The sequence below is a fragment of the Atlantibacter subterraneus genome (genome assembly GCF_007570865.1).
In the GTDB taxonomy this organism is placed as follows: Bacteria; Pseudomonadota; Gammaproteobacteria; order Enterobacterales; family Enterobacteriaceae; genus Atlantibacter; species Atlantibacter subterraneus.
Map to the genome: position 1 here is coordinate 241,550 of NZ_VLPS01000009.1, position 25,233 is coordinate 266,782.

The following is a 25,233-nucleotide window of genomic DNA, read 5'->3' on the forward strand; positions in this document are numbered from 1 at the left end:
TTGCACAACAGCAGGCATACGGCCTCGATTTCTGCTACCATCCAGCCACTTATTGCTCTTGTAACGGCAGCGACTATGAAATTCGTCTCTTTTAATATCAACGGCCTGCGCGCCCGTCCCCATCAACTTGAAGCGATTGTTGAAAAACACCAGCCCGATGTGATTGGTTTGCAGGAAACCAAAGTCCACGACGATATGTTCCCCCTCGAAGAGGTGGCGAAGCTGGGCTACAACGTGTTTTATCACGGCCAGAAAGGCCATTACGGCGTGGCGCTGCTGACCAAAGAGACCCCGATTGCGGTGCGTCGCGGCTTCCCGGATGACGACGAAGAAGCCCAGCGCCGGATTATTATTGCCGAAGTCCCCTCGCCGCTCGGCAATCTGACGGTGATTAACGGCTATTTCCCGCAGGGCGAAAGCCGCGACCACCCGACTAAATTCCCGGCCAAAGAGAAGTTTTACCAGAACCTGCAACAGGTGCTGGAAACCGAGCTAACCAAAGAGAATCCGGTGCTGATTATGGGCGATATGAATATCAGCCCCACGGATCGGGATATTGGCATCGGCGAAGACAGCCGCAAACGCTGGTTGCGTACCGGGAAGTGCTCCTTCCTGCCGGAAGAGCGCGAATGGCTGGGCCGCCTGTTAAACTGGGGTCTGGTGGACACCTTCCGTCACGCCAACCCGGAAACTCAGGATCGTTTCTCGTGGTTTGATTACCGCTCGCGCGGCTTTGATGACAATCGCGGGCTGCGTATCGACCTGCTGCTGGCGAGCCATCCGCTGGCCCAGCGCTGCGTGGAAACCGGCATCGACTACGATATCCGCAGTATGGAAAAGCCGTCCGATCATGCGCCGGTGTGGGCGACCTTCAAGTTTTAACGGCCCGGCGGAGTCACTAATGAAAGAAATCGATGTGGTGGCTGCCATTCTGGAGCGCAACGGGAAAATCCTGCTGGCCCAGCGCCCGCCCGAAGGCGACCAGCCTGGCCTGTGGGAATTTCCCGGCGGTAAAGTAGAAGCAGGCGAAAACCAGCGTGAGGCGTTAATCCGCGAACTGCGTGAAGAGCTGGCGATTGACGCCTCGCCCGCGCGCTACGTGGCAAGCTACAGCTGGCCGGTCAGCGGGCGAATGATTCATCTTCACGCCTGGCATGTGCCGCAATGGGAGGGGGAGTTGCAGCAGCTAAGCCACAGCGCTCTGGTATGGTGCTTGCCCAACGAAGCCAGCCGTTACCCGCTGGCCCCGGCGGATATCCCGCTGTTGAAGGCGTTTATGGCTTCACGCGCCGCCACACCAGCGGATGGGTGCTGATGGTTTTATCATCCCGCTGGCACTGCAACAGCACGCCCTCTGCTTTGATGACCGCCCCTTCGGAATAGTTTTGATCCTGATAGACGCAGCACTGATTGCAGTGCTGCGCCCGCTGCCCGCCGGAACTGAACACCTCGGCGGGCACGTTAACATCCACATCCGGGCGATAGCGATCTGCCGCCGCAGGCAGTGCCATAGTCAGCGCTAAGGCCGCCGCTAATACCATCTTCATAGTCTGTTCCTTTTTTACTGCCGGTTAACCCCGCGTTATTGCTAATAATATAGCCGCAGCGTCCCCGCCTCGTGGGTCGAAAAGCCGCGTTTTTTTCCATCATTTTTTCTAATGGCTGGCTGAAAAAAATCCCGTCCCGGGGTGAATTTTTGCTTGATTTAAGGCCGACCGTCGATGGTATAGTCTTTTGTGCTGCATTTTTATGCAGGAATATTACAAATAAAATCAATCCTTCATAGCAGGAGCTTATGGTTTATGGGACAGACTTTATCATTGGCGCAGTTTCTCAATACCGTTGCCGCACGCGATCCGCACCAGGTTGAATTTGCACAAGCCGTACGGGAAGTCATGACCACGCTGTGGCCGTTTATTGAACAGAACCCGCGCTATCGCAACAACGCGCTGCTGGAGCGTCTGGTAGAGCCGGAGCGCGTGATCCAGTTCCGCGTGGTGTGGGTGGATGACCGCAACCAGGTGCAGGTTAACCGCGCATGGCGCGTGCAGTTTAACTCCGCGATCGGCCCGTTCAAGGGCGGGATGCGTTTTCACCCGACGGTGAACCTGTCGATCCTCAAGTTCCTCGGCTTCGAGCAAACCTTTAAAAACGCCCTGACCACCCTGCCCATGGGCGGCGGCAAGGGCGGCAGCGATTTCGATCCGAAAGGCAAAAGCGACGGCGAAATCATGCGTTTCTGCCAGGCGCTGATGACTGAGCTGTATCGCCATCTGGGCGCGGATACCGATGTGCCTGCGGGCGATATCGGCGTCGGTGGCCGTGAAGTGGGCTATATGGCGGGGATGATGAAAAAGCTCTCCAACAACACCGCCTGCGTGTTTACCGGCAAAGGCCTGTCGTTCGGCGGCAGCCTGATTCGCCCGGAAGCCACCGGCTACGGATTAATTTATTTTGTCGATGCGATGCTCAAACAGCACGGTCTGGGGATGGAAGGGATGCGCGTAGCGGTCTCCGGCTCCGGCAACGTGGCGCAATATGCCATTGAGAAAGCGATGGCATTCGGCGCGCGGGTGATCACCGCGTCGGATTCCAACGGCACCGTGGTGGACGAAGCCGGTTTCACTCAGGAAAAACTCGACCGCCTGTGTGAAATCAAAGCCAGCCGCGATGGCCGCGTCGCCGATTACGCCCGCGAGTTTGGTTTGACCTATCTGGAAGGCAAGCAACCGTGGGGCGTGCCGGTGGATATCGCCCTGCCTTGCGCGACCCAGAACGAGCTGGATACCGATGCCGCGCGCACCCTGATCGCCAACGGCGTGAAAGTGGTAGCGGAAGGCGCGAACATGCCAACCACCATTGAAGCCACCGATCTGTTCCTCGAAGCGGGCGTGCTGTTTGCGCCGGGCAAAGCCGCTAACGCGGGCGGTGTGGCGACCTCTGGCCTGGAAATGGCGCAAAACGCCGCGCGCATGGGCTGGAAAGCGGAAAAAGTCGATGCCCGTCTGCACCACATCATGCTGGATATTCACCAGGCCTGCGTGGCGTGGGGCGAGCAGGATAAGCAGGTTAACTACGTGCGCGGCGCGAATATCGCCGGGTTTGTGAAAGTGGCCGACGCGATGTTCGCTCAGGGCGTGATTTAATCATAATGCCGCCTGCAACCCTGCAGGCGGCTCAACGCCGTCATGCCGCGGGCGATGGCGCGTCTGGTTTCTTTTTCCGTTTCGCGTAGCGCGGTTTCCCTTCCCCTTTTCCCTTAGTTCCCTGTGGCGCAATCAATCCCCGAAACTGTTTCACCGGCGTCACGCGCGCCTGGTCAATCAGCGAGTACAGGGTTTGCACCAGCGGCTCCATAAAGTCCTGGTAGCGACGCTGTTTTTCGCTGATCTGCGTCAGCACCGACTCCCAGTGCGCGGTCATATCCGGCCTGGCGGCCTGTTCCGGCAGGGAGTGGATCAGCGCGCGTCCCGCTTCGGTCGAGTGAATATAGCGGCCCTTTTTCACCAGAAAGCTGCGTTTAAACAGCAGTTCGATAATCCCGGCGCGCGTCGCTTCGGTGCCTAATCCATCGGTGGCGCGCAGGATCTTTTTCAGGTCTTTATCCTGCACAAAGCGCGCGATACCGGTCATGGCCGACAGCAGCGTGGCGTCGGTGAAGTGGCGCGGCGGCTGGGTTTGCCGCTCCACCACTTCGCCGTGCTCGCACAGCAGCTGGTCACCTTTCGCCACTACCGGCAGCAGCGTACCGTCGTTATCCTCATCGCGCTCTTTGGCTCCCAGCAGCGTGCGCCAGCCCGCTTCCGCCAGGAAACGCGCTTTGGCGATAAACTTGCCGCCTGCGATATCCAGCTCGATGGTGCATTTGCGGAACACCGCATCGGCGCAAAACTGCATCAGATACTGGCGGGCGATCAGGTTGTAGACCTTCGCCTCATCCTGGGACAGCGACACGTTAGAACTGCGCGCGGTCGGGATAATGGCATGGTGGGCATCGACTTTTTTATCGTCCCAGCAGCGGTTACGGATTTCGGTATCCACCGCAGGCTGCGGCAGTAAATCTTTCGCGTGAACGCTGATGGCGTTGATCACCGCGTGGCGTCCGGCAAAATGCTCTTCCGGCAGATAACGGCTGTCGGAGCGCGGATAGGTAATCAGCTTGTGGGTTTCGTACAGCTTCTGGCAGATATCCAGCACGTTCTGGGCGCTCAGGCCAAAGCGTTTGGCCGCCTCGATTTGCAGTGCCGAGAGTGAAAACGGCAGCGGCGCGGGTTCGCTTTCGCGCTTGTCGGCCCAGGACGTGACGTCCGCCGGCTGGCCTGCAATGCGCTTTACCACGTGCTCGGCCAGCGCCCGGTTGAGCAAACGCCCCTCTTCATCCTGATGCGGCTCGCAGGCTTCGCTGGGCTGCCACACCGCCACAAAGCGTTCCTCTTTCGGCGTGACGATATGCGCTTTCACTTCGAAGTAGTCTTTGGCGACAAAATTCTCAATCTCTTCATCGCGCCTTACCACCAGCCCTAACACCGGGGTTTGCACCCGACCCACCGACAATACGCCCTGATAGCCCGCGTTGCGGCCCAGCAGCGTCCAGGCGCGGGTCATATTGATGCCGTACAGCCAGTCGGCGCGGGCGCGGGCCAGCGCTGAGACGCACAGCGGCACAAACTCGCTGTTGGAACGCAAGCGGGAGATTGCCCGCTCCACCGCCTGAGGGTTGAGATCGTTAATCAGGCAGCGCTGCACCTGTTTACGTTTCTCCGGGGAGAGCGCCAGATAATCCAGCACTTCATCCACCAGCAGTTGCCCTTCGCGATCCGGGTCACCGGCGTGGATCACTTCGCTGGCATCGGAGAGCAGTTTCTTGATCACGTTAAGCTGTTTCGCCACCGACGGACGCGGCTGAAGCTGCCATTTCTGCGGGACGATAGGCAGATCGGCCAGATTCCAGCGGGCGTAGCGGCTGTCATACACGTCCGGCTGCGCCTGCTCCAGCAGGTGGCCCACGCACCAGGTCACCACCTGATCGTTGCCGCAGGCGATAAAGCCCTCGCCCCGTCGATGGGGTTTGGGCAGCACATCGGCTATGGCGCGGGCGAGGCTGGGTTTTTCGGCAATAAATAACCGCATTGTGTTAGCGGATCTCGATCATCGGACGGCCGCCACGGGCGGTTTTCAGTTCACCGATAGCGGTCAGGGTGATGCCGTGGCGGGCAGCGACTTCGGCGACGTCCCGTTCACAGCCCGGCTCTACTGCCAGCAGCAGCCCGCCGGAGGTCTGCGGATCGCACAGCAGATCGCGCCAGTGCGGCGGCATGTCGCCCATCAGATGACCGTAGCTGGCGAAGTTGCGGCTGCAACCGCCCGGCGCGCAGCCTTTAGCGATGTATTCTTCCACGCCCGGCAGCTTCGGCACGTCCTGATACCAGATTTCAGCTTGCAGGCCCGCGCCCTGGCAAACTTCGCTCAGGTGGCCCAGCAGGCCAAAGCCGGTGACGTCGGTCATGGCCTTAACGCCGTCGATTTCGGCGAAATCCGCGCCGGCCTTGTTCATCTGGCACATCACTTCCGTCGCCAGCCCGGCGTGCTCTTCGCGCAGCAGGTTCTTTTTCCCGGCGGTAGTCAACACGCCGATACCCAGCGGTTTGGTGAGATACAGTTTGCAGCCCGCCGTGGCGGTGCTGTTGCGCTTAACGCGCTCGGTGGGTACTACGCCGGTGACCGCCAGCCCGAAAATCGGTTCCGGCGCGTCGATGGAGTGACCGCCCGCCAGGGCAATCCCCGCCTGCTGGCAGGCGTGGCGACCACCTTCAATCACCTGGGCGGCGATTTCCGGGGCCAGTTTATCTACCGGCCAGCCGAGAATAGCGATCGCCATAATCGGCTTGCCGCCCATCGCGAAAATGTCGCTGATGGCGTTCGTGGCGGCGATGCGGCCAAAATCGAACGGGTCGTCAACGATCGGCATAAAGAAGTCGGTGGTGCTAATCACGCAGGTGCCATCCCCCAGATCGTACACCGCCGCGTCGTCGCGGGTTTCATTGCCCACTAAAAGTTGCGGATCAATAAATTTGGCCTGGTTGCTATGCAGAATGGTTTCCAGCACTTTCGGGGAAATTTTACAGCCGCACCCAGCGCCGTGGCTGTACTGGGTTAAGCGAATAGCCTGGTTCATGGACATCTCCTGTCGATAGTTGACGCTTCATGTCATACAGGGCGTCTATACCCTAAATAATTCATGTTACAGGAAGGCGGCGACGCAGCGAGACTCAGGAGCTTACATAAGTAAGTGACTGAGGCGAGTAAGGAAGCCAACGCGCCTGTAGCATGAAGTATGACGGGTATATGGTAGCGCCAGAAGTATCTGGAGGTAAGTAGCTCCGTCTGAATTGCGAGGCTTTCGCTCACAATCCAGACAGATTGGTCAAAACTGGCGGACGAACGGCGAGGTGTCGGGGATGCTGGTGGTGGTAGAGGCTTTCAACTGCGGCGTACCGAGATACAGGAAACCGACGATTTTATCCTGCTCGCGGCATTCAAAGGCTTCACGCACCTGCGGGTTGTCGGTCATCGGGCCGCTGCGCCAGATACCGTTAAAGCCCTGCGCCAGCGCCGCCATCTGCATCGCCATGACCGCGCAACCGGCAGACAGCAGTTGTTCCCACTGCGGCACTTTATGATGCTCTTCGCATTTGGCGACCACGGTGACGATCAGCGGCGCGCGAAACGGCCCGCTGCGCGCTTTTTCGATCGCTTTGTCGTCCAGCCCGCTGTCGCGCGCCGCTTTTTCCAGTAGCTGGCTGAAGCGCTCGCGGCCTTCGCCCTCGATCATAAAGAAGCGCCACGGCTGCAGCGTGCCGTGATCCGGTGCGCGCATCGCGGCGCGGATAATGTTTTCACGCTGCTCGCCCTGCGGGGCGGGTTCCGCCAGGCGGGAAGCGCTACGGCGGTTAACTAACAGGTCTAATGCATCCATTTTCCGGCTCCATCAGTGATTTTCTTACACAAAATTAACACACGCCCTTAGTTTGTTACAGCTTAGCGGGTGATTGCTGCTGACAAGCGCGATCTCAAAATTTAGGATACCCTTCTTGCTAAACGTTCCGCATAGTGCGAACCGAGATCTTGTTAATCACCTTCAGGGAGAATCCATGCGCACCCTTTGGCGTATTTTTGCCGGTTTTTTCAAGTGGACCTGGCGTCTGCTTAATTTCATCAGGGAACTGGTGCTCAATTTGTTCTTTATTTTGCTGGTGCTGGTGGGCGTCGGGATTTGGCTGCAAATGAGCAACTCCCCTGCCGAGCCGTCGCGCGGCGCGCTGCTGCTGGATATCAGCGGCGTGGTAGTGGATAAACCCTCGGTGAGCAATAAGCTCGGCGTGATTGGCCGCCAGCTTTTTGGTGCCTCCTCCGACCGGCTTCAGGAAAACTCGCTGTTCGATATCGTCGACGCCATTCGCCAGGCGAAAGACGACCGCAACATCACCGGCATTGTGCTCGATTTGCGTGATTTCGCCGGGGCCGATCAGCCTTCGATGCAGTATATCGGCAAGGCGCTGCGCGAATTCCGCGACAGCGGCAAGCCGGTGATCGCCACCGGCGACAGCTACAGCCAGGGGCAATACTACCTGGCGAGCTTCGCAAATAAAATCTGGCTCTCCCCGCAGGGCACCGTCGATTTGCACGGTTTCGCCACCAACGGCCTGTATTACAAATCGCTGCTGGACAAGCTGAAGGTCACTACTCACGTGTTCCGCGTCGGCACGTATAAATCGGCGGTGGAGCCGTTTATCCGTGACGATATGTCGCCGGAAGCCCGCGACGCCGACAGCCGCTGGATTGGCGAGCTGTGGCAGAACTATCTGGCGACCATCGCGGCAAACCGCCAGATCCAGCCGAATCAGGTGTTCCCGGGCGCGGCGGCGCTGCTGGCTGGCTTGCAGCAGAACGGCGGCGATACCGCCAAATATGCCCTCGACAATAAGCTGGTGGATGCGCTGGGCTCGAGCGCCGAGGTGGAAAAATCACTCACCAAACAGTTCGGCTGGAGCAAAAAGGACAAAAATTACAGCGCCACCAGCTTCTACGATTATCAGCTGAACAAGCGTTCCGAACAGGGCGATGCGATTGCCGTGGTGTTCGCAAACGGCGCAATCATGGACGGTGAAGAAACCCCGGGCAACGTGGGCGGCGATACCACCGCCTCGCAGATCCGCGAAGCGCGTCTCGATCCGAAAGTGAAAGCGATAGTGCTGCGGGTTAACAGCCCTGGCGGCAGCGTCTCGGCATCGGAAGTGATTCGCGAAGAGCTGGCGGCAGCGAAAGCGGCGGGCAAACCGGTGGTGGTTTCGATGGGCGGTATGGCGGCATCCGGCGGTTACTGGATCTCCACACCCGCCAACTACATTATGGCCAACCCGAGCACGCTTACCGGCTCCATCGGCATCTTCGGCGTGATTAACACCGTGGAAGACAGCCTGAGTTCCATCGGCGTACACACCGACGGCGTGGCAACGTCAGCGTTGGCGGACGTGTCGGTAACTAAAGCGCTGCCGCAGGAAGTGCAGCAGTTAATGCAACTGACTATCGAAAACGGCTATCAGCGCTTTATCAATCTGGTGGCCCAGTCGCGTAACAAAACGCCGCAGCAGATCGACAGCATCGCCCAGGGCCACGTGTGGACCGGCCAGGACGCGAAGGCCAACGGTCTGGTCGACAGTCTGGGGGATTTCGACGATGCGCTGCACAAAGCGGCGGAGCTGGCGAAACTCAAGCAGTGGCATGCGGATTTCTATCAGGACGAGCCGACCTTTATGGATACCGTGTTCGCCAGCATGACCGGCTCGGTGCGCGCCATGCTGCCTGAAGCGCTCCAGGCCTATATCCCTGCGCCGGTCGTGCAGGCGGCCAGCGCGGTGAAAACCGAAACCGATAAACTGGCGGCGTTTAACGACCCGCGCCACCGTTACGCGTTCTGCTTAACCTGCGGCGACGTCCGCTAACTTCATCCAGCCCGGCGATGCCGGGCTTTTTTTCACGTCCAATCCAGGGCGCGCATCGTATATACTTCGCGTGTTTATCCTTAACGAACTCAATACCATGTCCAAGAAATCGATTTACGTTGCCTATACCGGCGGCACCATCGGTATGCAGCGTTCCGAACAGGGCTACATTCCTGTTTCCGGCCATTTGCAGCGCCAACTGGCGCTGATGCCCGAGTTCCATCGCCCGGAAATGCCCGACTTCACTATCCATGAATATCAGCCGCTAATGGATTCGTCGGATATGACGCCGGAAGACTGGCAGCACATCGCCGATGACATCAAAGACCATTACGACCAGTACGACGGCTTTGTGATCCTGCACGGCACCGACACCATGGCGTTTACCGCCTCGGCACTGTCGTTTATGCTGGAAAATCTCAGCAAGCCGGTAATTGTCACCGGGTCGCAAATCCCGCTGGCGGAGCTGCGCTCTGACGGGCAGATTAACCTGCTGAACGCGCTGTACGTGGCGGCGAACTACCCGATCAACGAAGTGACGCTGTTCTTCAATAACTGCCTGTACCGCGGCAACCGCACCACCAAAGCCCACGCCGACGGATTTAATGCCTTTGCCTCCCCTAACCTGTCGCCGCTGCTGGAAGCGGGCATTCATATTCGCAAGCTGAACACGCCTGCCGCGCCGCACGGCGACGGGCCGCTGGTGGTTCACCCGATTACCCCGCAGCCGATTGGCGTGGTGACTATTTATCCGGGGATTTCCGCCGATGTAGTGCGCAACTTCCTGCGTCAGCCGGTAAAAGCATTAATTTTACGCTCCTATGGCGTCGGCAACGCGCCGCAGAATCAGGAGTTTTTAAAAGAGCTGCAGGAAGCCAGCGAGCGCGGGATCGTGGTGGTGAATCTCACCCAGTGCATGTCCGGTAAAGTGAATATGGGCGGCTACGCCACCGGTAACGCGCTGGCCCAGGCGGGAGTCATTGGCGGTTTTGATATGACCGTGGAAGCGACGCTGACCAAATTACATTTTTTATTAAGCCAGGGATTAAGCGCATCGGCTATTCGGCAAGCGATGATGCAAAACCTGCGAGGAGAACTCACGCCTGATGAATAACGTCACCATCATGACCCAGCGTGCTCTGCTGCTAGTGGATTTACAGAACGATTTCTGCGCGGGCGGCGCGCTGGCGGTCGCAGAAGGCGACAGCACGGTAGATATCGCTAATCGCCTGATCGAATGGAGCCGCACGCGCGGCGACGCGATTTTAGCCAGCCAGGACTGGCACCCGGCGGATCACGGCAGTTTCGCCAGCCAGCATGACGCCGAGCCGTTTACCCAGGGCGAGCTGGACGGTTTTCCGCAAACCTGGTGGCCGGATCACTGCGTACAGTTCACCGAGGGCGCGGAGCTGCATCCGCTGCTGAATCAGAAAGCCATTGACGCGGTATTTCACAAAGGCGAGAACCCGCTGATTGACAGCTACAGCGCCTTTTTTGATAACGAACATCGCCAGAAAACCGCTCTCGACGAGTGGCTGCGTCATCACGGCATCAAAGAGCTGATCATTATGGGGTTGGCGACAGATTACTGCGTGAAGTTCACGGTACTGGATGCGCTAAAGCTCGGGTATACCGTCAACGTGATTACTGACGGCTGCCGCGGGGTAAACCTGAATCCGCAGGACAGCGCCCACGCGTTTATGGAAATGGCGGCGGAAGGCGCGACGCTGTTTACGCTGGATGACTGGCTGGAAACGCAGGCTTGATCAATGGCCCCTGCGAGGGGCCATTTGTTATTCAGGGCGCATCTTCGCAATAGTCGGCGGAACAATCCCGAACTCTTCTTTGAACTGCTGCTTACTTTTCATCACAATCTGGCCGTCGGTGCCAATCGACATATGGTCCGGGTTGTGATTGTGGCGCGTCTGCCACAGCATCACCAGTTGCATACTGTTGGCTTTTTGCTCGTCGGTTAACGCCACGCCATCAGGCCATTTGCCCAGCTCCACGGCGGTGACCAGCCGCTGATACACTTCCGGCGTCATGCTGTTAATCAGGTCATCAATGTTCATTTTCGCGCTGCTCCACTGGAATAGTTTGCTGAATCGATTTTTCAGCCCTTTGTTTGTGCGCCGTTCTCATCATCGGTGAAGCTCAGCGAGGCGGAATTCACGCAGTAACGTTCGCCGGTGGGCTTCGGGCCATCCGGGAAAACGTGGCCTAAATGCGCATCACAGTTGCCGCAGCGGATTTCGGTGCGCTGCATACCGTGTGAGTAATCATTCAAATAGCGGATCGCGTTTTCGCTCACCGGTTCGAAAAAGCTCGGCCAGCCGCAGCCCGAATCATACTTGGTTTGCGAGTTAAACAGCGCCGCATCGCACACCAGGCAATGGTAAACGCCCTCGCGCTTATTATGCAGCAAACGCCCGGTAAATGGCGCTTCGGTGCCATGTTGCTGAGTAACGTAGAACTGAACGTCGGTCAGCGTTTTCTTCAGATCTTCCGGGGAGTTGTTGTTAGCCATAAGTTCACATCTCGGCAGGGTTAAACAGATCACATTATCTGCCAGATTCTAACAAAACATTAACAGTACGGTGCTAACTTTTGATCTAAACTTAGTGCCAGGTAAACGGCAGCGGGTTGTTTGTGACTCACATCACAATTTTCATCTCGCTGTTCTTTAAAATGTCCCGCGGCGTCCCCATGTGGGATGGCAGCACAAAAGGAAATGTTTGACGTGTTATTCGCGCAAAGGTTGTTCACCAGATTGATTTGTCGCAATGATTGACACGATTCCGCTTGACGCTGCGTAAGGTTTTTGTAATTTTACAACCAACCTTTTATTCACTAACAAATAGCTGGTGGAATATATGACTATCAAAGTAGGTATCAACGGTTTTGGCCGTATCGGTCGCATTGTTTTCCGTGCTGCTCAAACTCGTTCTGACATCGAAATCGTTGCAATCAACGATCTGTTAGACGCTGAGTACATGGCTTACATGCTGAAATATGACTCCACTCACGGTCGTTTCGACGGCACCGTTGAAGTGAAAGACGGTCACCTGGTCGTTAACGGCAAAAAAATCCGTGTTACCGCTGAAAAAGATCCGGCTAACCTGAAATGGAACGAAGTCGGTGTTGACGTTGTTGCTGAAGCAACCGGTATCTTCCTGACCGACGAAACCGCACGTAAACACATCACCGCTGGCGCGAAAAAAGTGGTTCTGACTGGCCCGTCCAAAGATGACACCCCGATGTTCGTTAAAGGTGCCAACTTCGAAAAATACGCTGGCCAGGACATCGTTTCCAACGCTTCCTGCACCACTAACTGCCTGGCTCCGCTGGCTAAAGTTATCAACGACAACTTCGGCATCATCGAAGGCCTGATGACTACCGTTCACGCGACCACCGCTACTCAGAAAACCGTTGACGGCCCGTCTCACAAAGACTGGCGCGGCGGCCGTGGCGCAGCTCAGAACATCATCCCGTCCTCTACCGGTGCTGCTAAAGCAGTAGGTAAAGTACTGCCGGAACTGAACGGCAAACTGACTGGTATGGCGTTCCGCGTTCCGACTCCGAACGTATCCGTGGTTGACCTGACCGTTCGTCTGGAAAAAGCCGCTTCTTACGAAGACATCAAGAAAGCCATCAAAGCCGCTTCTGAAGGCGAAATGAAAGGCGTTCTGGGCTACACCGAAGACGACGTTGTTTCTACCGATTTCAACGGCGAAATCTGCACTTCCGTGTTCGATGCTAAAGCAGGTATCGCACTGAACGACAACTTCGTGAAACTGGTTTCCTGGTACGACAACGAAACTGGCTACTCCAACAAAGTACTGGACCTGATCGCTCACATCTCCAAATAAGTTGAGATGAACGATTGATCCTGAGAGGGCGACGATGGTCGCCCTTTTTTTTGGTCTGAACAGAGGATGATGGACATGATAAATCGTATTTTCGCACTGCCGGTAGTAGAGCAAATCACGCCCGCGATTTCGCTGCGCAAGATGGACGAGCTGGATGTGGTGGTGATCGACCATCCCAAAGCCCGCGCATCGCTGACTCTTCAGGGCGCGCATCTGCTCTCCTGGAAACCGGCTGGCGAAGACGAAGTGCTGTGGTTAAGCGACAACACGCCGTTCAGCAAAGGCGTAGCCATCCGCGGCGGCGTGCCGATTTGCTGGCCGTGGTTCGGCCCGGCGGCGCAGAAAGATCTGCCTTCCCACGGCTTCGCCCGTAACCTGCCCTGGACGCTACAGGCCCATAACGAAGATGAAAACGGCGTTGTGGTCACCTTTGAACTGCAGAGCAGTGACGTTTCTAAGCAGTACTGGCCGCACGACTTCACCCTGTACGCGCGCTTTAAGCTGGGCGCAACCTGCGAGATGGAGCTGGAAGCTCACGGTGAGTTTGAAACTTACTCCGCACTGCACACTTACTTCAACGTGGGTGATATCAGCGCGGTGAAAGTGAGCGGCCTGGGCGATCGCTTCATTGATAAAGTGAACGACGCCAAGGAAGACGTACTGGCTGACGGCGTGCAAACTTTCCCGGATCGCACCGACCGCGTGTACCTGAACCCGGAAGCGTGCAGCGTAATCCACGATGGCGCGCTGAAACGCACCATTGACGTGCTCCATCATCACCACTGCAACGTTGTGGGCTGGAACCCGGGCCCGGCGCTGTCTAAAGCCATGGCAGATATGCCGGACGACGGCTACAAAACGTTTGTCTGTGTTGAAACCGCCTGCGCCACCGTGGCTCAGAAAGCCAGCGAAGAGAAACCGTCTCGCCTGGCGCAGTCTCTGCGCGTCGCCAAAAAAGCGTAAGTTCAACCCCCTCCCCTTGCCCGGCGGTAAGGGGAGCGGTGTTACACCACATCCAGCGGCATTTTTCTGCCCGGTGGCGGAAATGCGGCATCCAGTTGTTCAATATCCTGCGCGGTTAATTTCACATCCAGCGCGGCGGCATTCTCTTCTACATGTTCAATCGTCGAGGCTTTCGGAATGGCGAGTACGCCAGGACGACGGATCACCCATGCCAGCAGCACCTGCGCGGCGGTTACGCCTTTATCACGGGCAATGGCATTCACTACCGGGTCATTCATCAGGTCGTCACGCAGTCGCCCGGCCTGGGCCAGCGGGCAGTAAGCCATTACCGGCATATGGCGTTCGGCGCACCACGGCAGCAAATCGTATTCAATGCCCCGGGAACCGAGGTGGTACAGCACCTGATTGGTTGCGCACTCCTTGCCGCCTTGCAGCATCCACAGGGTTTGCATATCGTCGGCGTCGAGATTTGACACGCCCCAGCGGCCAATCTTGCCCTGCGCCATCAGCGATTCCATGGCGGCGATGGTGTCTTCAAAGGGGATATTGCCGCGCCAGTGCAGCAGATACAGGTCGAGATAATCGGTGCCGAGCCGTTTCAGGCTGGCCTCGCAGGCGGCCTGGGCTTTTTGCCCGCCGGCATTCCACGGGTAGACTTTCGAGACCAGATAAACTTCATCACGCCTGCCGCGAATCGCCTCGCCGACCACGTGTTCCGCGCCGCCTTCCGCGTACATTTCTGCGGTGTCGATCAGCGTCAGCCCCAGGTCGATGCCCCGTTGCAGCGCGGCGACTTCCTGACGGCGCTGGGCAGCGTTTTCACCCATATACCATGTGCCCTGCCCGATTGCCGGGATCGGCGAAGGATGAGAAAAGAAATAACGCAGTTGATGGCTGTTCATAAGCATCCTTATTTAGTGAGCATCTTCATTCAAGCCTAACCCACCCTGGTCATTGTCGCAGCCCATTTCTGCGCGCGCGGCATGGCGCGTAGCCTGTGTCACCGTCCCGCAATCACGCATTGTTCCCTGCAACAACAGGTTATAGACCGGTGCCTCAGGGCGGTTGAGCCGATTTTGCAGTACATGAACCGCTTCAACACCCAGTTCCCGACACGGCACCGCGATCCCACTGAAGCGGGTATCCAGAAGGTTCTCAAGATTCCAGGCAAAGTCGGTGGTGATCAGCGACATATCCTGCGGGATGCGCACGCGATGCTGTTCCAGAACGCGTATTACGCCTGCGGCCATCCCTACGCTGCCGGGAAAAATCACCTCCGGCCATTCGCTGGACGGGCGCTGATTCAGCCACGCACGTAGCGACTGTTGCGTTTCGTCGGCGGAAAATCCTTCCGTGACAATCAGCGCCTGTTGCGGGTTAAACGCGACGTGATGAAAGCGGTACGCGTCTTTAACGCCGTTTAACCGATCATAAAGCGTTTCCCGCCGCAGAGAGGTGATGGTTAATATTCGTCGGTGACCGCGTTCAAATACATTATTCAGCGCACTAAAACCAATAGCGTAATGATCGGGAGAAACGGCATCAAGCCGCATTTCACGATCGTGAGTATTAATTAATACGCAGGGTTTATTGAGCGTTGCGGCAAGATTAAGGATTGTCGGATCATCCGTACCGATAATAATGATGGCGTTAATATCTTTATGACGCGCCTTATCGAGAAAAACACTCACATCGGCGCGCTGTTCTTCCAGCCCGCACCAGGAAAGATAAATATTCCAGGGTGCCAGCGCATCGGCGATCCCTTTGGTCACTTCCCGATAGAAAATATCGCCGCGGGCATTAAAGGTTCGCGCCGGGGCAAATACCGCAATTCCTTTTATCAGCAATCGTCCAAAAGCCAGTTCATCCAGCACGCCCAGTTTGCGTGCGCATTGAATGATAGCGTTGCGCGCCCGATCGCTGGTGTAGGCTTTGCCACTGAGCACCCGCGATACGGTGCTCACGGAGTACCCGGTTAGCGCGGCGATATCATCCATTTTCAGCTTGCCGGACATAATGTGATCTCCCTCGCAATCACTTTCTGCAATTTTTTGCCGTTCCAGTTTGCTGATTTTTAGAATATTTATTTGCGGCTTAATGCTTTTCTTATTTTATTTGCGAGTCTTGTCAGAGATTCACTTTGCCGCAGTCGCCCCCTTTTTTTATTTTCTGCCTGACCGCTTCAGAAAATAATAAAGGTGAAAAATGGATAAAGTACGCTTTGGCATTATTGGAATCGGTAATATCGGTACCGTACATGCGCGCTATTTACTGGCGGGCGAAATAACGCAGGCTTGCCTTACCGCCGTCTGCGATAACAATCCGGATAAACATGCCGCGATACGCCAACTGGTGGGTAATGACGTGCCCATTTTCAGCGAGGCGCAGGCGCTGCTGGAAAGCGGCCTGATCGATGCCGTTATTGTGGCGACGCCCCATTACGATCACCCCGCTTTATCGATGATGGCGATGCGCCGCGGCATCCACACGCTGTGCGAAAAACCGGCTGGGGTCTATACCGCGCAAGTGGAAGAGATGAATGCCTGCGCGCGCGAGTGCGATGTGGTGTTCGGCATCATGTACAACCAGCGGCCCAATCCGCTGTACCAGAAAGTCAAAGATCTGATCGACAGCGGCGAGTTAGGCGAAATCCGCCGATCAAACTGGATTATCACCAACTGGTATCGCTCACAAAGCTATTACAACTCCGGCGGCTGGCGCGCTACCTGGAAGGGCGAAGGCGGCGGCGTGTTGCTCAATCAGGATCCGCACCAGTTAGATCTCTGGCAGTGGCTGGTCGGCATGCCGGTGCGGTTGCGCGCATTCTGCCAGTTCGGCAAACACCGGCAAATCGAAGTGGAAGACGAAGTCACCGCCTACGCCGAGTACGCTAACGGCGCAACCGGCGTCTTTATTACCACCGTCGCGGAAACGCCTGGCACCAACCGCCTGGAGATCGTTGGCGACCGGGGCAAAGTGGTGGTGGAAAACGGCACACTGCAATTCTGGCGGTTGCGCGAGTCGGAGCCAGCCTTTAACGCCCGTTGGGACCAGGGTTTCGGCGAACCGGAATGCTGGCAGGTCGACATTCCCACCGGTCCGGAGTGCAGCGATCATCAGAAAATTACCGCCAATTTTGCCGCCGCCATCCTGCATCACACCCCGCTGATTGCGCCAGGGCTGGAGGGGATCCGCGGACTCACGCTCTCCAACGCCATGCATCTTTCTACCTGGACTGACGACTGGGTAGCCCTCCCTTTCGATGCGCAACGCTATCTGGCGCTGCTACAGGCGCGTGTCGCCAGCTCGCAAGAAAAGCACGTGCAGAGCCGCACGCTCGACGCATCCGGCAGTTGGTAAACCCGGGCACGCCGCGTTGTGCGTAACAGGCTACTTCGCTTGCCAGGCCGATCGAAAGCGAAGCGACTCTCTCCACCATCCTTAGATAAGGAAATGAGCTTATGAATCACACTGACGGAATGAATTATGCGCCCAAAGGCAAACCGCATCCGGTAGTAAAACCAGGCGAATTCATCTTTGCTGCCGCCGCCCTCGATCACGGTCATATTTACGGCATGTGCAACGGGTTGATTGAAGCAGGTGCCACGCTGAAATGGGTCTGGGACCCCGATCCGCTGAAGCGTGACGCTTTTATCAGGCAATACCCCCAGGTACAGATCGCCGACTCGCTGGAGATTATTTTAGCCGACAGCCAGGTGCGGCTGGTTGCGGGTGCTGGTGTGCCTTCGCAGCGTTGCGCGCTGGGATTAAAAGTGATGGCGGCAAATAAAGATTACTTTGTTGATAAAGCCCCGCTCACCACCCTGGATCAACTGGCCGACGCCAGAGCCATGGTCAAAAAAACCGGGCGCAAATATGCGGTCTATTACAGCGAACGTTTGCATGTCGAAAGCGCGGTATTCGCCGGGCAACTGGTAGAACAAGGCGCGATTGGCCAGGTTATCCAAACGATGGGAACCGGGCCGCACCGCGAGGGAAAAAATCGCCCGGCATGGTTTTACCGGCATCGTGAATTCGGCGGGCTGTTATGCGATATCGGCAGCCACCAAATCGAGCAGTTCCTGTTTTTTACCGGGAATACCGATGCGCGCATCATCGCCAGCCAGACGCGGAACGTCGCCCATCCCCAGTATCCCGAGTTCGAGGATTATGGCGACGCGCTGCTGTGCGGTGAAAACGGTGCCAGAGGTTTTTTTCGCTGCGACTGGTTTACCCCTGACGGACTGCCAACCTGGGGAGATGGCCGACTGACGCTGTTAGGCACTCAGGGTTACATCGAAATCCGCAAATACATTGATTTGACACACGATGAACAGGATGTGGTCTATCTGGTGAATCAGGATGGCGTGTTCCGCTACCCGGTGGCCGGTAAAGTCGGCTTTCCGTGGTTCGGCCAGTTTATTCTGGATTGCCTGAACCGGAGTGAAAACGCCATGACCCAGGCCCACGCTTTCAAAGCCGCTGAACTGTGCATTAAGGCGCAGATGCTGGCCAATGCGGCGCACTAAGGGGGCGTGATGACAATCAATAGCGCCATTATCGGCTGCGGGGCCATTCATCACCGCCATGCGGCGGCTATCCACGCCCTGCCGGAAACCACCCTCAGGGCCGTGGTGGATACCGATCCCGCGCGCGGGCGACAGTGGGCATCACAGTATGGTTGCCATGGTTATCAGGACTATCGCGAGATGCTGCGCGATCCGGCAATTGATGTGGTTCACATCTGCACCCCGCATTATCTGCATAAATCCATGATCATTGCCGCGCTGAAGGCCGGCAAACACGTATTCTGCGAAAAACCGATTGCCCTGAATACCCATGAAGCTGCAGAAATCGCCCAGGCCGCCGCCAGCGCCCGGGGGCGACTCGCCGTCTGCTATCAAAATCGTTACAACCCCACCAGCCAGGCGATGGCCGAGTCGCTGCGCCACTCCTCTTGCGGAAAAATGTTGAGTATCAAAGCGGCGCTGACCTGGTCGCGCTCAGAAACCTATTACACCGCCAGCGGTTGGCGCGGGATCTTCAGCACCGAAGGCGGAAGTTTGTTAATCAATCAGGCAATTCACACTCTGGATTTGATCCAGTGGCTGGCGGGCGGTGTGGTCAGGGTTAAAGGCGTGACCGACAGCAGCTGGCTGGCAACGGCAATTGAAACGGAAGATAGCGCCATGGCGATGCTGGAACTGGCGAATGGCGCACGCGGCCTGTTTTACGCCACCAATTGCCACACCACCGATTCGCCGCTGGCGCTGGAGATTCATTGTGAACGGGGAACGCTGCAATTGCGGGATAACACCCTGTGGCGCATTACCGATAAAGGCCGCGAACAGTTAGCCAGCGACAGCGTGCCGGAAGACACGAAAAGCTACTGGGGCAGCAGCCACCAGTTGGCTATCAGCGATTTCTACCAGGCGATCCAACACCCCGGCACCGCGCAGTATTGCAATGTCAAACAGGCCTGCCAGTCCTTACAACTCGTCGAGGCGATTTATCGATCCTCGCAGTTACGGCAATGGATAACGGTTTCGGGTTAATTACCGGGCGCTGCCCGTCAGCGACAAATATGTTATCTCACCAGGGAATATGATTATGGTCAAACCAACGGAACGCAGAGTTGGCTATGGGATTGCCATAGGCTATGGCGTCACCGATCTGTTCGGCGGCGGCGCTTTTGCCATTATTGGTTCATGGTTACTCTATTTTTACACCACGTATTGCGGATTAACGGTATTAGAAGCCGGTTCAATATTCGCTATCGCCAGAGTGATTGACGCATTATTAAGTCCCATCATGGGATATATCACGGATAATTTCGGCGGCACCTGGCTCGGCAGGAAATTTGGCCGCCGCCGTTTCTTTTTATTGCTCAGTTCCCCCCTGATGCTGCTTTACGCCTTATTATGGGTGACCGGCATGAATTACGGTTATTATCTCGGCACCTATTTATCGATAGAATTACTGTCCGCCATGGTGCTGGTACCCTGGGAAACGCTGGCGGCGGAAATGACCAACCGCTATGAAGAGCGTAACCGGCTGTCAGGAATGCGGATGATCTGCTCGCAGCTCGGCGGGTTTCTGGCGGTATCGGTACCCGGCGTGATTATGCAATTTACCGGCAAGGATAATTCCCTGACCTATACGCTCAACGGCCTGATTTTCTCGATAGTGTTTTGTATCGCGGTGTTTATTACCTGGCGCTGTACCTGGGAGGCAAAAGATATTGAGCATCCCTCGTCGGCGCTGCCCTCTCCTGCCCGCCGCTCGGGTCTGCTCAACCATTTAAAATATCTGTTTCTCGATCTGCTCTCTTCATTTCGTATTCGCGCCTTTCGACTGCATATCATTATTTATATTTTTTCTTTCACCGCGATGGATGTTTTCGGCGCGGTCTTTGCCTGGTATGTGATTTATTGCCTGCATCAGGATGCCGCGTCAATTTCCGGTTGGTTAAGCGTCGCTGCGTTTGCCTCGGTACCCGGCACGTGGGGTTTTATGCAACTGTTGAATAAAACGGGCATGTCGCCCGCAGCGGCTTTACGCCTGGCCTATGGCTCGATTCTGGCGGTGCTCGTCTTTTTATTTGTGGTCTATTTCGCCGATATTACCGTACCCAGCCTGGCGTTCTCCGTGGTATTTATTGTGCTCGGCGCAGCCCGCGCCGGTCTTTATTATATTCCGTGGAATATTTACAGCTTTATTCCCGATATTGATGAAATGGTCACGCAACAACGCCGGGAAGGCATATTTGCCGGCGTGATGGTATTAACCCGCAAAAGCACCGTGGCCCTCGCCATATTACTGATCAGCATGGTTCTGGAAGCCAGCGGCTTTGTAAAAGGCAACGGCGTTCAGCCAGAAAGCGCGCTGCATGCGATTATCGGGTTAATGGTCTTCGCCACCGCCGCGCTGCTTATAGTGAGTTTTCTGGCTACCTGGCGCTTTGCGCTGAACCGCGATACCCATAAGTTGCTGATAAAAGAGATCGCCCGGCGGCGGATGGGCGGCCAGCCCGGCGACTGCGATACCCAGACCCGATGGGTAATAAAACAGCTCACGGGCTATGAGTATGACCAGGTCTGGGGGGGTAACGTCACGCGTCGCCGCGCCGGAGAAATAACATTTTCTGATGTGCCATAAGGACATCCCATGAGCAAAAAATGGAGCGGTGAAAAGGCGCGCGCCTGGTATCAACAACATCCCTGGGGATGCGGATTTAACTACCTGCCGCGTACGGCGGTGAACTGGACAGAGATGTGGCAGTCAGACACCTTTGACCTGACGACTATCGAACAGGAGCTTGGCTGGGCCAGAGAGTACGGCTACAACCAGTTGCGGACCAACCTTCCGCATATCATCTGGCTGAACGATCGCGACGGGTTAATTTACCGTATCGATCGGTTTCTACGCGTCGCCGACCGCTGCGGCATGCGGGTAGTGTTAACACTGCTGGATGACTGCGCATTTTCGGGGGATGAGCCCTTCGCCGGACCGCAAAAGCCGCCCATTCGCGGGCTACATAACAGCCAGGCGGCAGGCAGTCCAGGACGCGACCGGGTGGTCGACCCTGCCTGTTGGTCGGATATCGAGCGCTACATCAGCGATATTGTCGGCCACTTTGCCGCCGATACGCGGATTTTGCTGTGGGATCTTTACAACGAACCCGGCAACCGCGGGATATTTTGCCCTGACGGCGAATACCGCCAGTACGATGCAAAGCTGGAAATTTATGCATTAACGCTTATGAGCCACGCCTTTGGCTGGGCGCGCGCCCAAAACCCGTCGCAGCCATTGACGGTGGGTGCCTGGCATATCGAACCGGGAAGCGCCCCTTTTAGCCACCCTGTGGACCGCGTGGCGCTGCATCTTTCCGATGTGGTGAGCTATCACGCCTATGTCGATACCCCGACCCAGCTTGAGATCCTGACGGCGCTGTTGGCATTCAACCGTCCGGTGCTGTGCACCGAATGGCTGGCGCGGCATGTCGGCAGCGTGCTGGCGGAACAGTTGCCGCTGTTTAAAGCGTTGCGCGTCGGCGCATTTCACTGGGGGCTGGTGCAGGGGAAAACCCAGACCTGGCTCCCCTGGCCGGCAATCGCCAGCCGCCACGGCGATGATGCGCTCTGGTTTCACGACGTTTTGACGGCGCAAGGCCAGCCGTACAGCCGGGATGAGATGGAGAGAGTGCGGCGTTTGTGTCTGGCGGGATAAGCAAACGGGGCGTTGCGCCCCGTTTTCATTGATCAGAAGCTGTAGGTGATCCCGGTAGAGAATACACCGCTCCAGTTTTGCCCCACCATCGGGCTGTCGGTGACTTCGCTGTCCAGGCGGGTGTAGCGACCGGTGCCGTACACATTCCAGCTGTCGGTGAGTTTGTAGTTCACCGTCAGTTCCAGGTACGGGTTCCAGCCGCTGTCCGGATCGTAGGTTTTCAGCCCGCTGCGGCGGGATTCAGACTTGCTGACGCCGTAGTAGTATTCATTATGGTTGTCGCTGGCCCACTGTGCGCCGATGCCCGGCGTCAGGGTCAGTGCCCCATTAGTGTAGCGGTACAGCCATGCCATATCCCACAGCACGCCGTTGCTGTTATCCAGGGTGTCCCCGGTCAGCGCGGTACGCAGGAAGCCATACTGGGTGTGGTGCACGTAAGAAAGACCGGCCATCAGCGTCGCTTTACGTTTGTCGAGCTGGCGCAGCTGGTTATTGTCGCTGTTTTTCGGTTTGAAATACTGCGGAGAGTAATAGGCCATCACCGACAGCTTGTCGGATTCGTCGTTCCACAGGTAGTAACCAGCGCCCAATGCACGGACCCAGACATTTTCGCCTTCATAGCCAATCACCGGGATCGGTAAAACATTGTTGTCGTATTGCTTATACGGGCCTTCCACATAACCCGCACCCGCGCCCAGCGTCCAGGGCCCTTCGGCGTGAACAACCGATGCAGCAGAGGCCAACGCCATTCCCAATGCAAGAAGTTTGAATTTGGTCACAGTCCATTTCTTCCTTAATCAAATAATCAGCGCCACGAAGTGTAACCGTCTTTAACCATCACCCCAAATTTTTTACTTAAGTCTTACAAAGCAAACCATTTACCCTGGCGCGCTAACATGACGCCGGGTTTGCATTTTTATGGCGACGTGATGACACCCTGACAATCGCCTTGGGTAAAAAACGGGAAATTAAGGATGAGTGATTGATATGTCATTGAAATTCGCAATTTGCTTCAGCAAGTTTTCTAAATGCCATCTACGCTTAATTTTGAGAAGGCAAATACCCTGACCGCAGTAGCGCAGTGCAACGCGCGTTAACGCAAAAGTTGGCATAAGGGTTGCTGTATCAGAAATGTCTTCCGGGGGCCTCTACTACTCATATGAACGGCCCTTATCCTGTGCTAAAAAACGAAAGGACGGCATGCCATGAATATATTCGATCACTATCGCCAGCGTTATGAAGCTGCCAAGGACGAAGAGTTCACACTGCAGGAGTTTCTTGCTGTATGTAAGCAGGATCGCAGTGCCTATGCTAACGCGGCAGAACGGCTATTGACGGCCATTGGTGAGCCAGTGATGGTGGACACTGCCCAGGAGCCTCGGCTTTCCCGTCTCTTTTCGAATCGGGTGATATCCCGATATCCGGCATTTGAAGAGTTCTATGGTATGGAAGAAGCCATAGAGCAGATCGTCTCTTATTTAAAACACGCGGCCCAGGGGCTGGAAGAGAAGAAACAAATTCTCTATCTGCTGGGGCCGGTGGGCGGCGGTAAATCTTCACTGGCCGAGCGCCTGAAGTCTCTGATGCAGCGCGTACCGATTTATGTGCTGAGCGCCAACGGCGAACGCAGCCCGGTTAACGATCATCCGCTGTGCCTGTTCAACCCGCGTGAAGATGCCCAGATTCTGGAAAAAGAATACGGCATCCCGAACCGTTATCTCGGCACCATCATGTCGCCATGGGCGGCCAAACGGCTGCATGAATTTGGCGGTGACATCACCAAATTTAAAGTGGTGAAAGTATGGCCGTCGATCCTGGCGCAAATCGCCATCGCTAAAACCGAGCCGGGCGATGAAAACAACCAGGACATCTCCGCGCTGGTGGGTAAAGTGGATATCCGTAAACTGGAGCACCACGCGCAAAACGATCCGGACGCCTACGGTTATTCCGGCGCGCTGTGCCGCGCTAACCAGGGTATCATGGAATTCGTCGAGATGTTTAAAGCGCCGATTAAGGTGCTGCATCCGCTGCTGACCGCCACCCAGGAAGGTAACTATAACGGTACCGAAGGCATTTCTGCCCTGCCGTTTAACGGCATCATTCTGGCGCACTCTAACGAATCGGAATGGGTGCAGTTCCGTAACAACAAAAACAATGAGGCGTTCCTTGACCGTGTGTATATCGTCAAAGTGCCTTATTGCTTACGGATCTCCGAAGAGATCAAGATTTACGAAAAACTGCTTAACCACAGTGAGCTGACCCACGCGCCGTGCGCACCGGGTACTCTGGAAACCCTGGCCCGCTTCTCGATTCTCTCGCGCCTGAAAGAGCCGGAAAACTCCAGCATCTACTCAAAAATGCGCGTGTACGACGGGGAAAGCCTGAAAGACACTGACCCGAAAGCCAAGTCTTATCAGGAATACCGCGACTATGCCGGTGTGGACGAAGGGATGAACGGGCTGTCGACGCGCTTCGCGTTTAAGATCCTGTCCCGGGTGTTCAACTTTGACCACGCTGAAGTGGCGGCTAACCCGGTTCACCTGTTCTACGTGCTGGAGCAGCAAATAGAGCGCGAGCAGTTCCCGCAGGATCAGGCGGAGCGCTACCTGGAGCACCTCAAAGGCTATCTGATCCCGAAATACGCGGAGTTCATCGGCAAAGAGATCCAGACCGCGTATCTGGAGTCCTATTCGGAGTACGGGCAGAACATTTTCGACCGTTATGTCACCTACGCCGATTTCTGGATCCAGGATCAGGAGTACCGCGACCCGGATACCGGCCAGCTGTTTGACCGTGAATCCCTGAACGCAGAACTGGAGAAAATTGAAAAACCGGCGGGCATCAGCAACCCGAAAGATTTCCGTAACGAAATCGTCAACTTCGTGCTGCGCGCCCGGGCGCATAACAGCGGCCGTAACCCGAACTGGACCAGTTACGAGAAGCTGCGCACCGTGATCGAGAAGAAAATGTTCTCGAATACCGAGGAGCTGCTGCCGGTCATTTCGTTTAACGCCAAGACTTCAACCGACGAGCAGAAAAAGCACGACGATTTTGTCGATCGCATGATGGAAAAAGGATACACCCGCAAACAGGTGCGCCTGCTGTGCGAATGGTATCTGCGGGTACGGAAATCCTCATAACGATAACGCTGACGCCGCAGGTTCGCCTGC

23 protein-coding genes are annotated in these 25,233 nt (G+C 56.4%); 14 read left to right on the forward strand and 9 right to left on the reverse strand.

Translation table 11 applies throughout. The features are described from left to right. The first annotated feature begins 75 nt into the window (after positions 1 to 75). Both xthA and FND52_RS18225 read left to right on the forward strand, forming a co-directional pair. On the forward strand, positions 76 to 882 hold the full coding sequence (gene xthA, locus FND52_RS18220) for an exodeoxyribonuclease III (protein WP_144132499.1): 807 nt from the start codon (positions 76 to 78) through the stop codon (positions 880 to 882). Positions 883 to 901: 19 nt separating this feature from the next. After that, positions 902 to 1,315 carry a pyrimidine (deoxy)nucleoside triphosphate diphosphatase gene (locus FND52_RS18225; protein WP_144132500.1) on the forward strand — a complete coding sequence of 138 codons (414 nt, stop codon included), beginning with the start codon at positions 902 to 904 and terminating at the stop codon, positions 1,313 to 1,315. Here FND52_RS18225 and FND52_RS18230 read toward each other — a convergent pair. Then, entirely contained in the window at positions 1,275 to 1,547 is a 273-nt protein-coding gene (locus FND52_RS18230; RefSeq protein ID WP_144132502.1) for a YnjH family protein, read from the reverse strand. The two genes, FND52_RS18225 and FND52_RS18230, sit on opposite strands and share 41 nt — an antisense overlap. A gap of 255 nt (positions 1,548 to 1,802) precedes the next feature. Between FND52_RS18230 and gdhA the strand changes: the two genes are divergently transcribed. Then, the gene (gene gdhA, locus FND52_RS18235) at positions 1,803 to 3,146 is read left to right on the forward strand and encodes an NADP-specific glutamate dehydrogenase (RefSeq protein ID WP_125292030.1); all 1,344 of its coding nucleotides are present in this window, start codon (positions 1,803 to 1,805) and stop codon (positions 3,144 to 3,146) included. 40 nt (positions 3,147 to 3,186) lie between these two features. On the opposite strand, the gene FND52_RS18240 is transcribed toward gdhA, so the two are convergent. From FND52_RS18240 to FND52_RS18250, 3 genes are all read right to left on the reverse strand, one after another. Further along, a complete protein-coding gene (locus FND52_RS18240) occupies positions 3,187 to 5,130 on the reverse strand; it encodes a DNA topoisomerase III (RefSeq protein ID WP_144132504.1) in 1,944 nt (647 codons plus the stop codon). 4 nt (positions 5,131 to 5,134) lie between these two features. Beyond that, entirely contained in the window at positions 5,135 to 6,175 is a 1,041-nt protein-coding gene (gene selD, locus FND52_RS18245; protein WP_208737519.1) for a selenide, water dikinase SelD, read from the reverse strand. Positions 6,176 to 6,424: 249 nt separating this feature from the next. Continuing rightward, the gene (locus FND52_RS18250; protein WP_125292027.1) at positions 6,425 to 6,976 is read right to left on the reverse strand and encodes an NAD(P)H nitroreductase; all 552 of its coding nucleotides are present in this window, start codon (positions 6,974 to 6,976) and stop codon (positions 6,425 to 6,427) included. Between the two features lie 175 nt (positions 6,977 to 7,151). Between FND52_RS18250 and sppA the strand changes: the two genes are divergently transcribed. The 3 genes from sppA (at position 7,152) to pncA (ending at position 10,768) form a co-directional block, all read left to right on the forward strand. Further along, a complete protein-coding gene (sppA, locus tag FND52_RS18255) occupies positions 7,152 to 9,002 on the forward strand; it encodes a signal peptide peptidase SppA (protein ID WP_144132508.1) in 1,851 nt (616 codons plus the stop codon). 97 nt (positions 9,003 to 9,099) lie between these two features. Continuing rightward, the gene (gene ansA / locus FND52_RS18260; protein WP_125292025.1) at positions 9,100 to 10,116 is read left to right on the forward strand and encodes an asparaginase; all 1,017 of its coding nucleotides are present in this window, start codon (positions 9,100 to 9,102) and stop codon (positions 10,114 to 10,116) included. 10 nt (positions 10,117 to 10,126) lie between these two features. Then, complete coding sequence (gene pncA / locus FND52_RS18265; RefSeq protein WP_125292065.1) at positions 10,127 to 10,768, forward strand: bifunctional nicotinamidase/pyrazinamidase; 642 nt, start codon at positions 10,127 to 10,129, stop codon at positions 10,766 to 10,768. 27 nt (positions 10,769 to 10,795) lie between these two features. Here pncA and FND52_RS18270 read toward each other — a convergent pair whose 3' ends face one another. Beyond that, positions 10,796 to 11,074, reverse strand: coding sequence for a YeaC family protein (locus tag FND52_RS18270; RefSeq protein ID WP_125292024.1), 279 nt, complete (start codon positions 11,072 to 11,074; stop codon positions 10,796 to 10,798). A 41-nt stretch (positions 11,075 to 11,115) separates the two neighbouring features. Continuing rightward, positions 11,116 to 11,529 (reverse strand): peptide-methionine (R)-S-oxide reductase MsrB, encoded by a 414-nt coding sequence (gene msrB, locus FND52_RS18275; protein WP_125292023.1) that lies wholly within the window; start codon positions 11,527 to 11,529, stop codon positions 11,116 to 11,118. 346 nt (positions 11,530 to 11,875) lie between these two features. On the opposite strand from msrB, the gene gapA reads away from it, so the two are divergent. Both gapA and FND52_RS18285 read left to right on the forward strand, forming a co-directional pair. Then, positions 11,876 to 12,871: a glyceraldehyde-3-phosphate dehydrogenase gene (gapA, locus tag FND52_RS18280; protein ID WP_125292022.1), complete on the forward strand. Its 996-nt coding sequence runs from the start codon at positions 11,876 to 11,878 to the stop codon at positions 12,869 to 12,871. Between the two features lie 75 nt (positions 12,872 to 12,946). Then, positions 12,947 to 13,834 carry a D-hexose-6-phosphate mutarotase gene (locus tag FND52_RS18285; RefSeq protein ID WP_144132510.1) on the forward strand — a complete coding sequence of 296 codons (888 nt, stop codon included), beginning with the start codon at positions 12,947 to 12,949 and terminating at the stop codon, positions 13,832 to 13,834. A 41-nt stretch (positions 13,835 to 13,875) separates the two neighbouring features. Here FND52_RS18285 and FND52_RS18290 read toward each other — a convergent pair whose 3' ends face one another. Together FND52_RS18290 and FND52_RS18295 are read right to left on the reverse strand one after the other, a co-directional pair. Beyond that, the gene (locus tag FND52_RS18290) at positions 13,876 to 14,736 is read right to left on the reverse strand and encodes an aldo/keto reductase (RefSeq protein ID WP_125292020.1); all 861 of its coding nucleotides are present in this window, start codon (positions 14,734 to 14,736) and stop codon (positions 13,876 to 13,878) included. Between the two features lie 12 nt (positions 14,737 to 14,748). Continuing rightward, positions 14,749 to 15,849, reverse strand: coding sequence for a LacI family DNA-binding transcriptional regulator (locus FND52_RS18295; protein WP_144132512.1), 1,101 nt, complete (start codon positions 15,847 to 15,849; stop codon positions 14,749 to 14,751). Between the two features lie 190 nt (positions 15,850 to 16,039). Here FND52_RS18295 and FND52_RS18300 point away from each other — a divergent pair, with 190 nt between their 5' ends. From FND52_RS18300 to FND52_RS18320, 5 genes are all read left to right on the forward strand, one after another. After that, positions 16,040 to 17,194 (forward strand): Gfo/Idh/MocA family protein, encoded by a 1,155-nt coding sequence (locus FND52_RS18300; protein ID WP_144132514.1) that lies wholly within the window; start codon positions 16,040 to 16,042, stop codon positions 17,192 to 17,194. Between the two features lie 101 nt (positions 17,195 to 17,295). Further along, on the forward strand, positions 17,296 to 18,363 hold the full coding sequence (locus FND52_RS18305) for a Gfo/Idh/MocA family protein (protein WP_144132515.1): 1,068 nt from the start codon (positions 17,296 to 17,298) through the stop codon (positions 18,361 to 18,363). 6 nt (positions 18,364 to 18,369) lie between these two features. Next, a complete protein-coding gene (locus FND52_RS18310; protein ID WP_144132517.1) occupies positions 18,370 to 19,389 on the forward strand; it encodes a Gfo/Idh/MocA family protein in 1,020 nt (339 codons plus the stop codon). Between the two features lie 55 nt (positions 19,390 to 19,444). Continuing rightward, entirely contained in the window at positions 19,445 to 20,992 is a 1,548-nt protein-coding gene (locus FND52_RS18315) for an MFS transporter (RefSeq protein ID WP_144132519.1), read from the forward strand. Positions 20,993 to 21,001: 9 nt separating this feature from the next. Further along, positions 21,002 to 22,063: a glycoside hydrolase 5 family protein gene (locus FND52_RS18320; RefSeq protein WP_144132521.1), complete on the forward strand. Its 1,062-nt coding sequence runs from the start codon at positions 21,002 to 21,004 to the stop codon at positions 22,061 to 22,063. Positions 22,064 to 22,095: 32 nt separating this feature from the next. Here the strand turns inward: FND52_RS18320 and FND52_RS18325 are convergent, their stop codons facing one another. After that, positions 22,096 to 22,842, reverse strand: coding sequence for a MipA/OmpV family protein (locus FND52_RS18325; RefSeq protein WP_144132523.1), 747 nt, complete (start codon positions 22,840 to 22,842; stop codon positions 22,096 to 22,098). A 426-nt stretch (positions 22,843 to 23,268) separates the two neighbouring features. On the opposite strand from FND52_RS18325, the gene yeaG reads away from it, so the two are divergent. Further along, positions 23,269 to 25,203, forward strand: coding sequence for a protein kinase YeaG (gene yeaG / locus FND52_RS18330; RefSeq protein WP_125292012.1), 1,935 nt, complete (start codon positions 23,269 to 23,271; stop codon positions 25,201 to 25,203). Positions 25,204 to 25,233 lie beyond the last annotated feature (30 nt).

Excerpts from the sequence above, each read along its gene's own strand:
- gdhA (WP_125292030.1), top strand. The coding sequence starts at position 1,803 with ATGGGACAGACTTTATCATTGGCGCAGTTTCTCAATACCGTTGCCGCA.
- FND52_RS18290 (WP_125292020.1), bottom strand. The coding sequence starts at position 14,736 with ATGAACAGCCATCAACTGCGTTATTTCTTTTCTCATCCTTCGCCGATC.
- gapA (WP_125292022.1), top strand. The coding sequence starts at position 11,876 with ATGACTATCAAAGTAGGTATCAACGGTTTTGGCCGTATCGGTCGCATT.
- FND52_RS18285 (WP_144132510.1), top strand. The coding sequence starts at position 12,947 with ATGATAAATCGTATTTTCGCACTGCCGGTAGTAGAGCAAATCACGCCC.
- sppA (WP_144132508.1), top strand. The coding sequence starts at position 7,152 with ATGCGCACCCTTTGGCGTATTTTTGCCGGTTTTTTCAAGTGGACCTGG.
- selD (WP_208737519.1), bottom strand. The coding sequence starts at position 6,175 with ATGAACCAGGCTATTCGCTTAACCCAGTACAGCCACGGCGCTGGGTGC.
- FND52_RS18300 (WP_144132514.1), top strand. The coding sequence starts at position 16,040 with ATGGATAAAGTACGCTTTGGCATTATTGGAATCGGTAATATCGGTACC.
- yeaG (WP_125292012.1), top strand. The coding sequence starts at position 23,269 with ATGAATATATTCGATCACTATCGCCAGCGTTATGAAGCTGCCAAGGAC.
- xthA (WP_144132499.1), top strand. The coding sequence starts at position 76 with ATGAAATTCGTCTCTTTTAATATCAACGGCCTGCGCGCCCGTCCCCAT.
- FND52_RS18315 (WP_144132519.1), top strand. The coding sequence starts at position 19,445 with ATGGTCAAACCAACGGAACGCAGAGTTGGCTATGGGATTGCCATAGGC.
- ansA (WP_125292025.1), top strand. The coding sequence starts at position 9,100 with ATGTCCAAGAAATCGATTTACGTTGCCTATACCGGCGGCACCATCGGT.
- FND52_RS18295 (WP_144132512.1), bottom strand. The coding sequence starts at position 15,849 with ATGTCCGGCAAGCTGAAAATGGATGATATCGCCGCGCTAACCGGGTAC.
- FND52_RS18250 (WP_125292027.1), bottom strand. The coding sequence starts at position 6,976 with ATGGATGCATTAGACCTGTTAGTTAACCGCCGTAGCGCTTCCCGCCTG.
- msrB (WP_125292023.1), bottom strand. The coding sequence starts at position 11,529 with ATGGCTAACAACAACTCCCCGGAAGATCTGAAGAAAACGCTGACCGAC.
- FND52_RS18320 (WP_144132521.1), top strand. The coding sequence starts at position 21,002 with ATGAGCAAAAAATGGAGCGGTGAAAAGGCGCGCGCCTGGTATCAACAA.
- FND52_RS18225 (WP_144132500.1), top strand. The coding sequence starts at position 902 with ATGAAAGAAATCGATGTGGTGGCTGCCATTCTGGAGCGCAACGGGAAA.
- pncA (WP_125292065.1), top strand. The coding sequence starts at position 10,127 with ATGACCCAGCGTGCTCTGCTGCTAGTGGATTTACAGAACGATTTCTGC.
- FND52_RS18270 (WP_125292024.1), bottom strand. The coding sequence starts at position 11,074 with ATGAACATTGATGACCTGATTAACAGCATGACGCCGGAAGTGTATCAG.
- FND52_RS18305 (WP_144132515.1), top strand. The coding sequence starts at position 17,296 with ATGAATCACACTGACGGAATGAATTATGCGCCCAAAGGCAAACCGCAT.
- FND52_RS18240 (WP_144132504.1), bottom strand. The coding sequence starts at position 5,130 with ATGCGGTTATTTATTGCCGAAAAACCCAGCCTCGCCCGCGCCATAGCC.
- FND52_RS18230 (WP_144132502.1), bottom strand. The coding sequence starts at position 1,547 with ATGAAGATGGTATTAGCGGCGGCCTTAGCGCTGACTATGGCACTGCCT.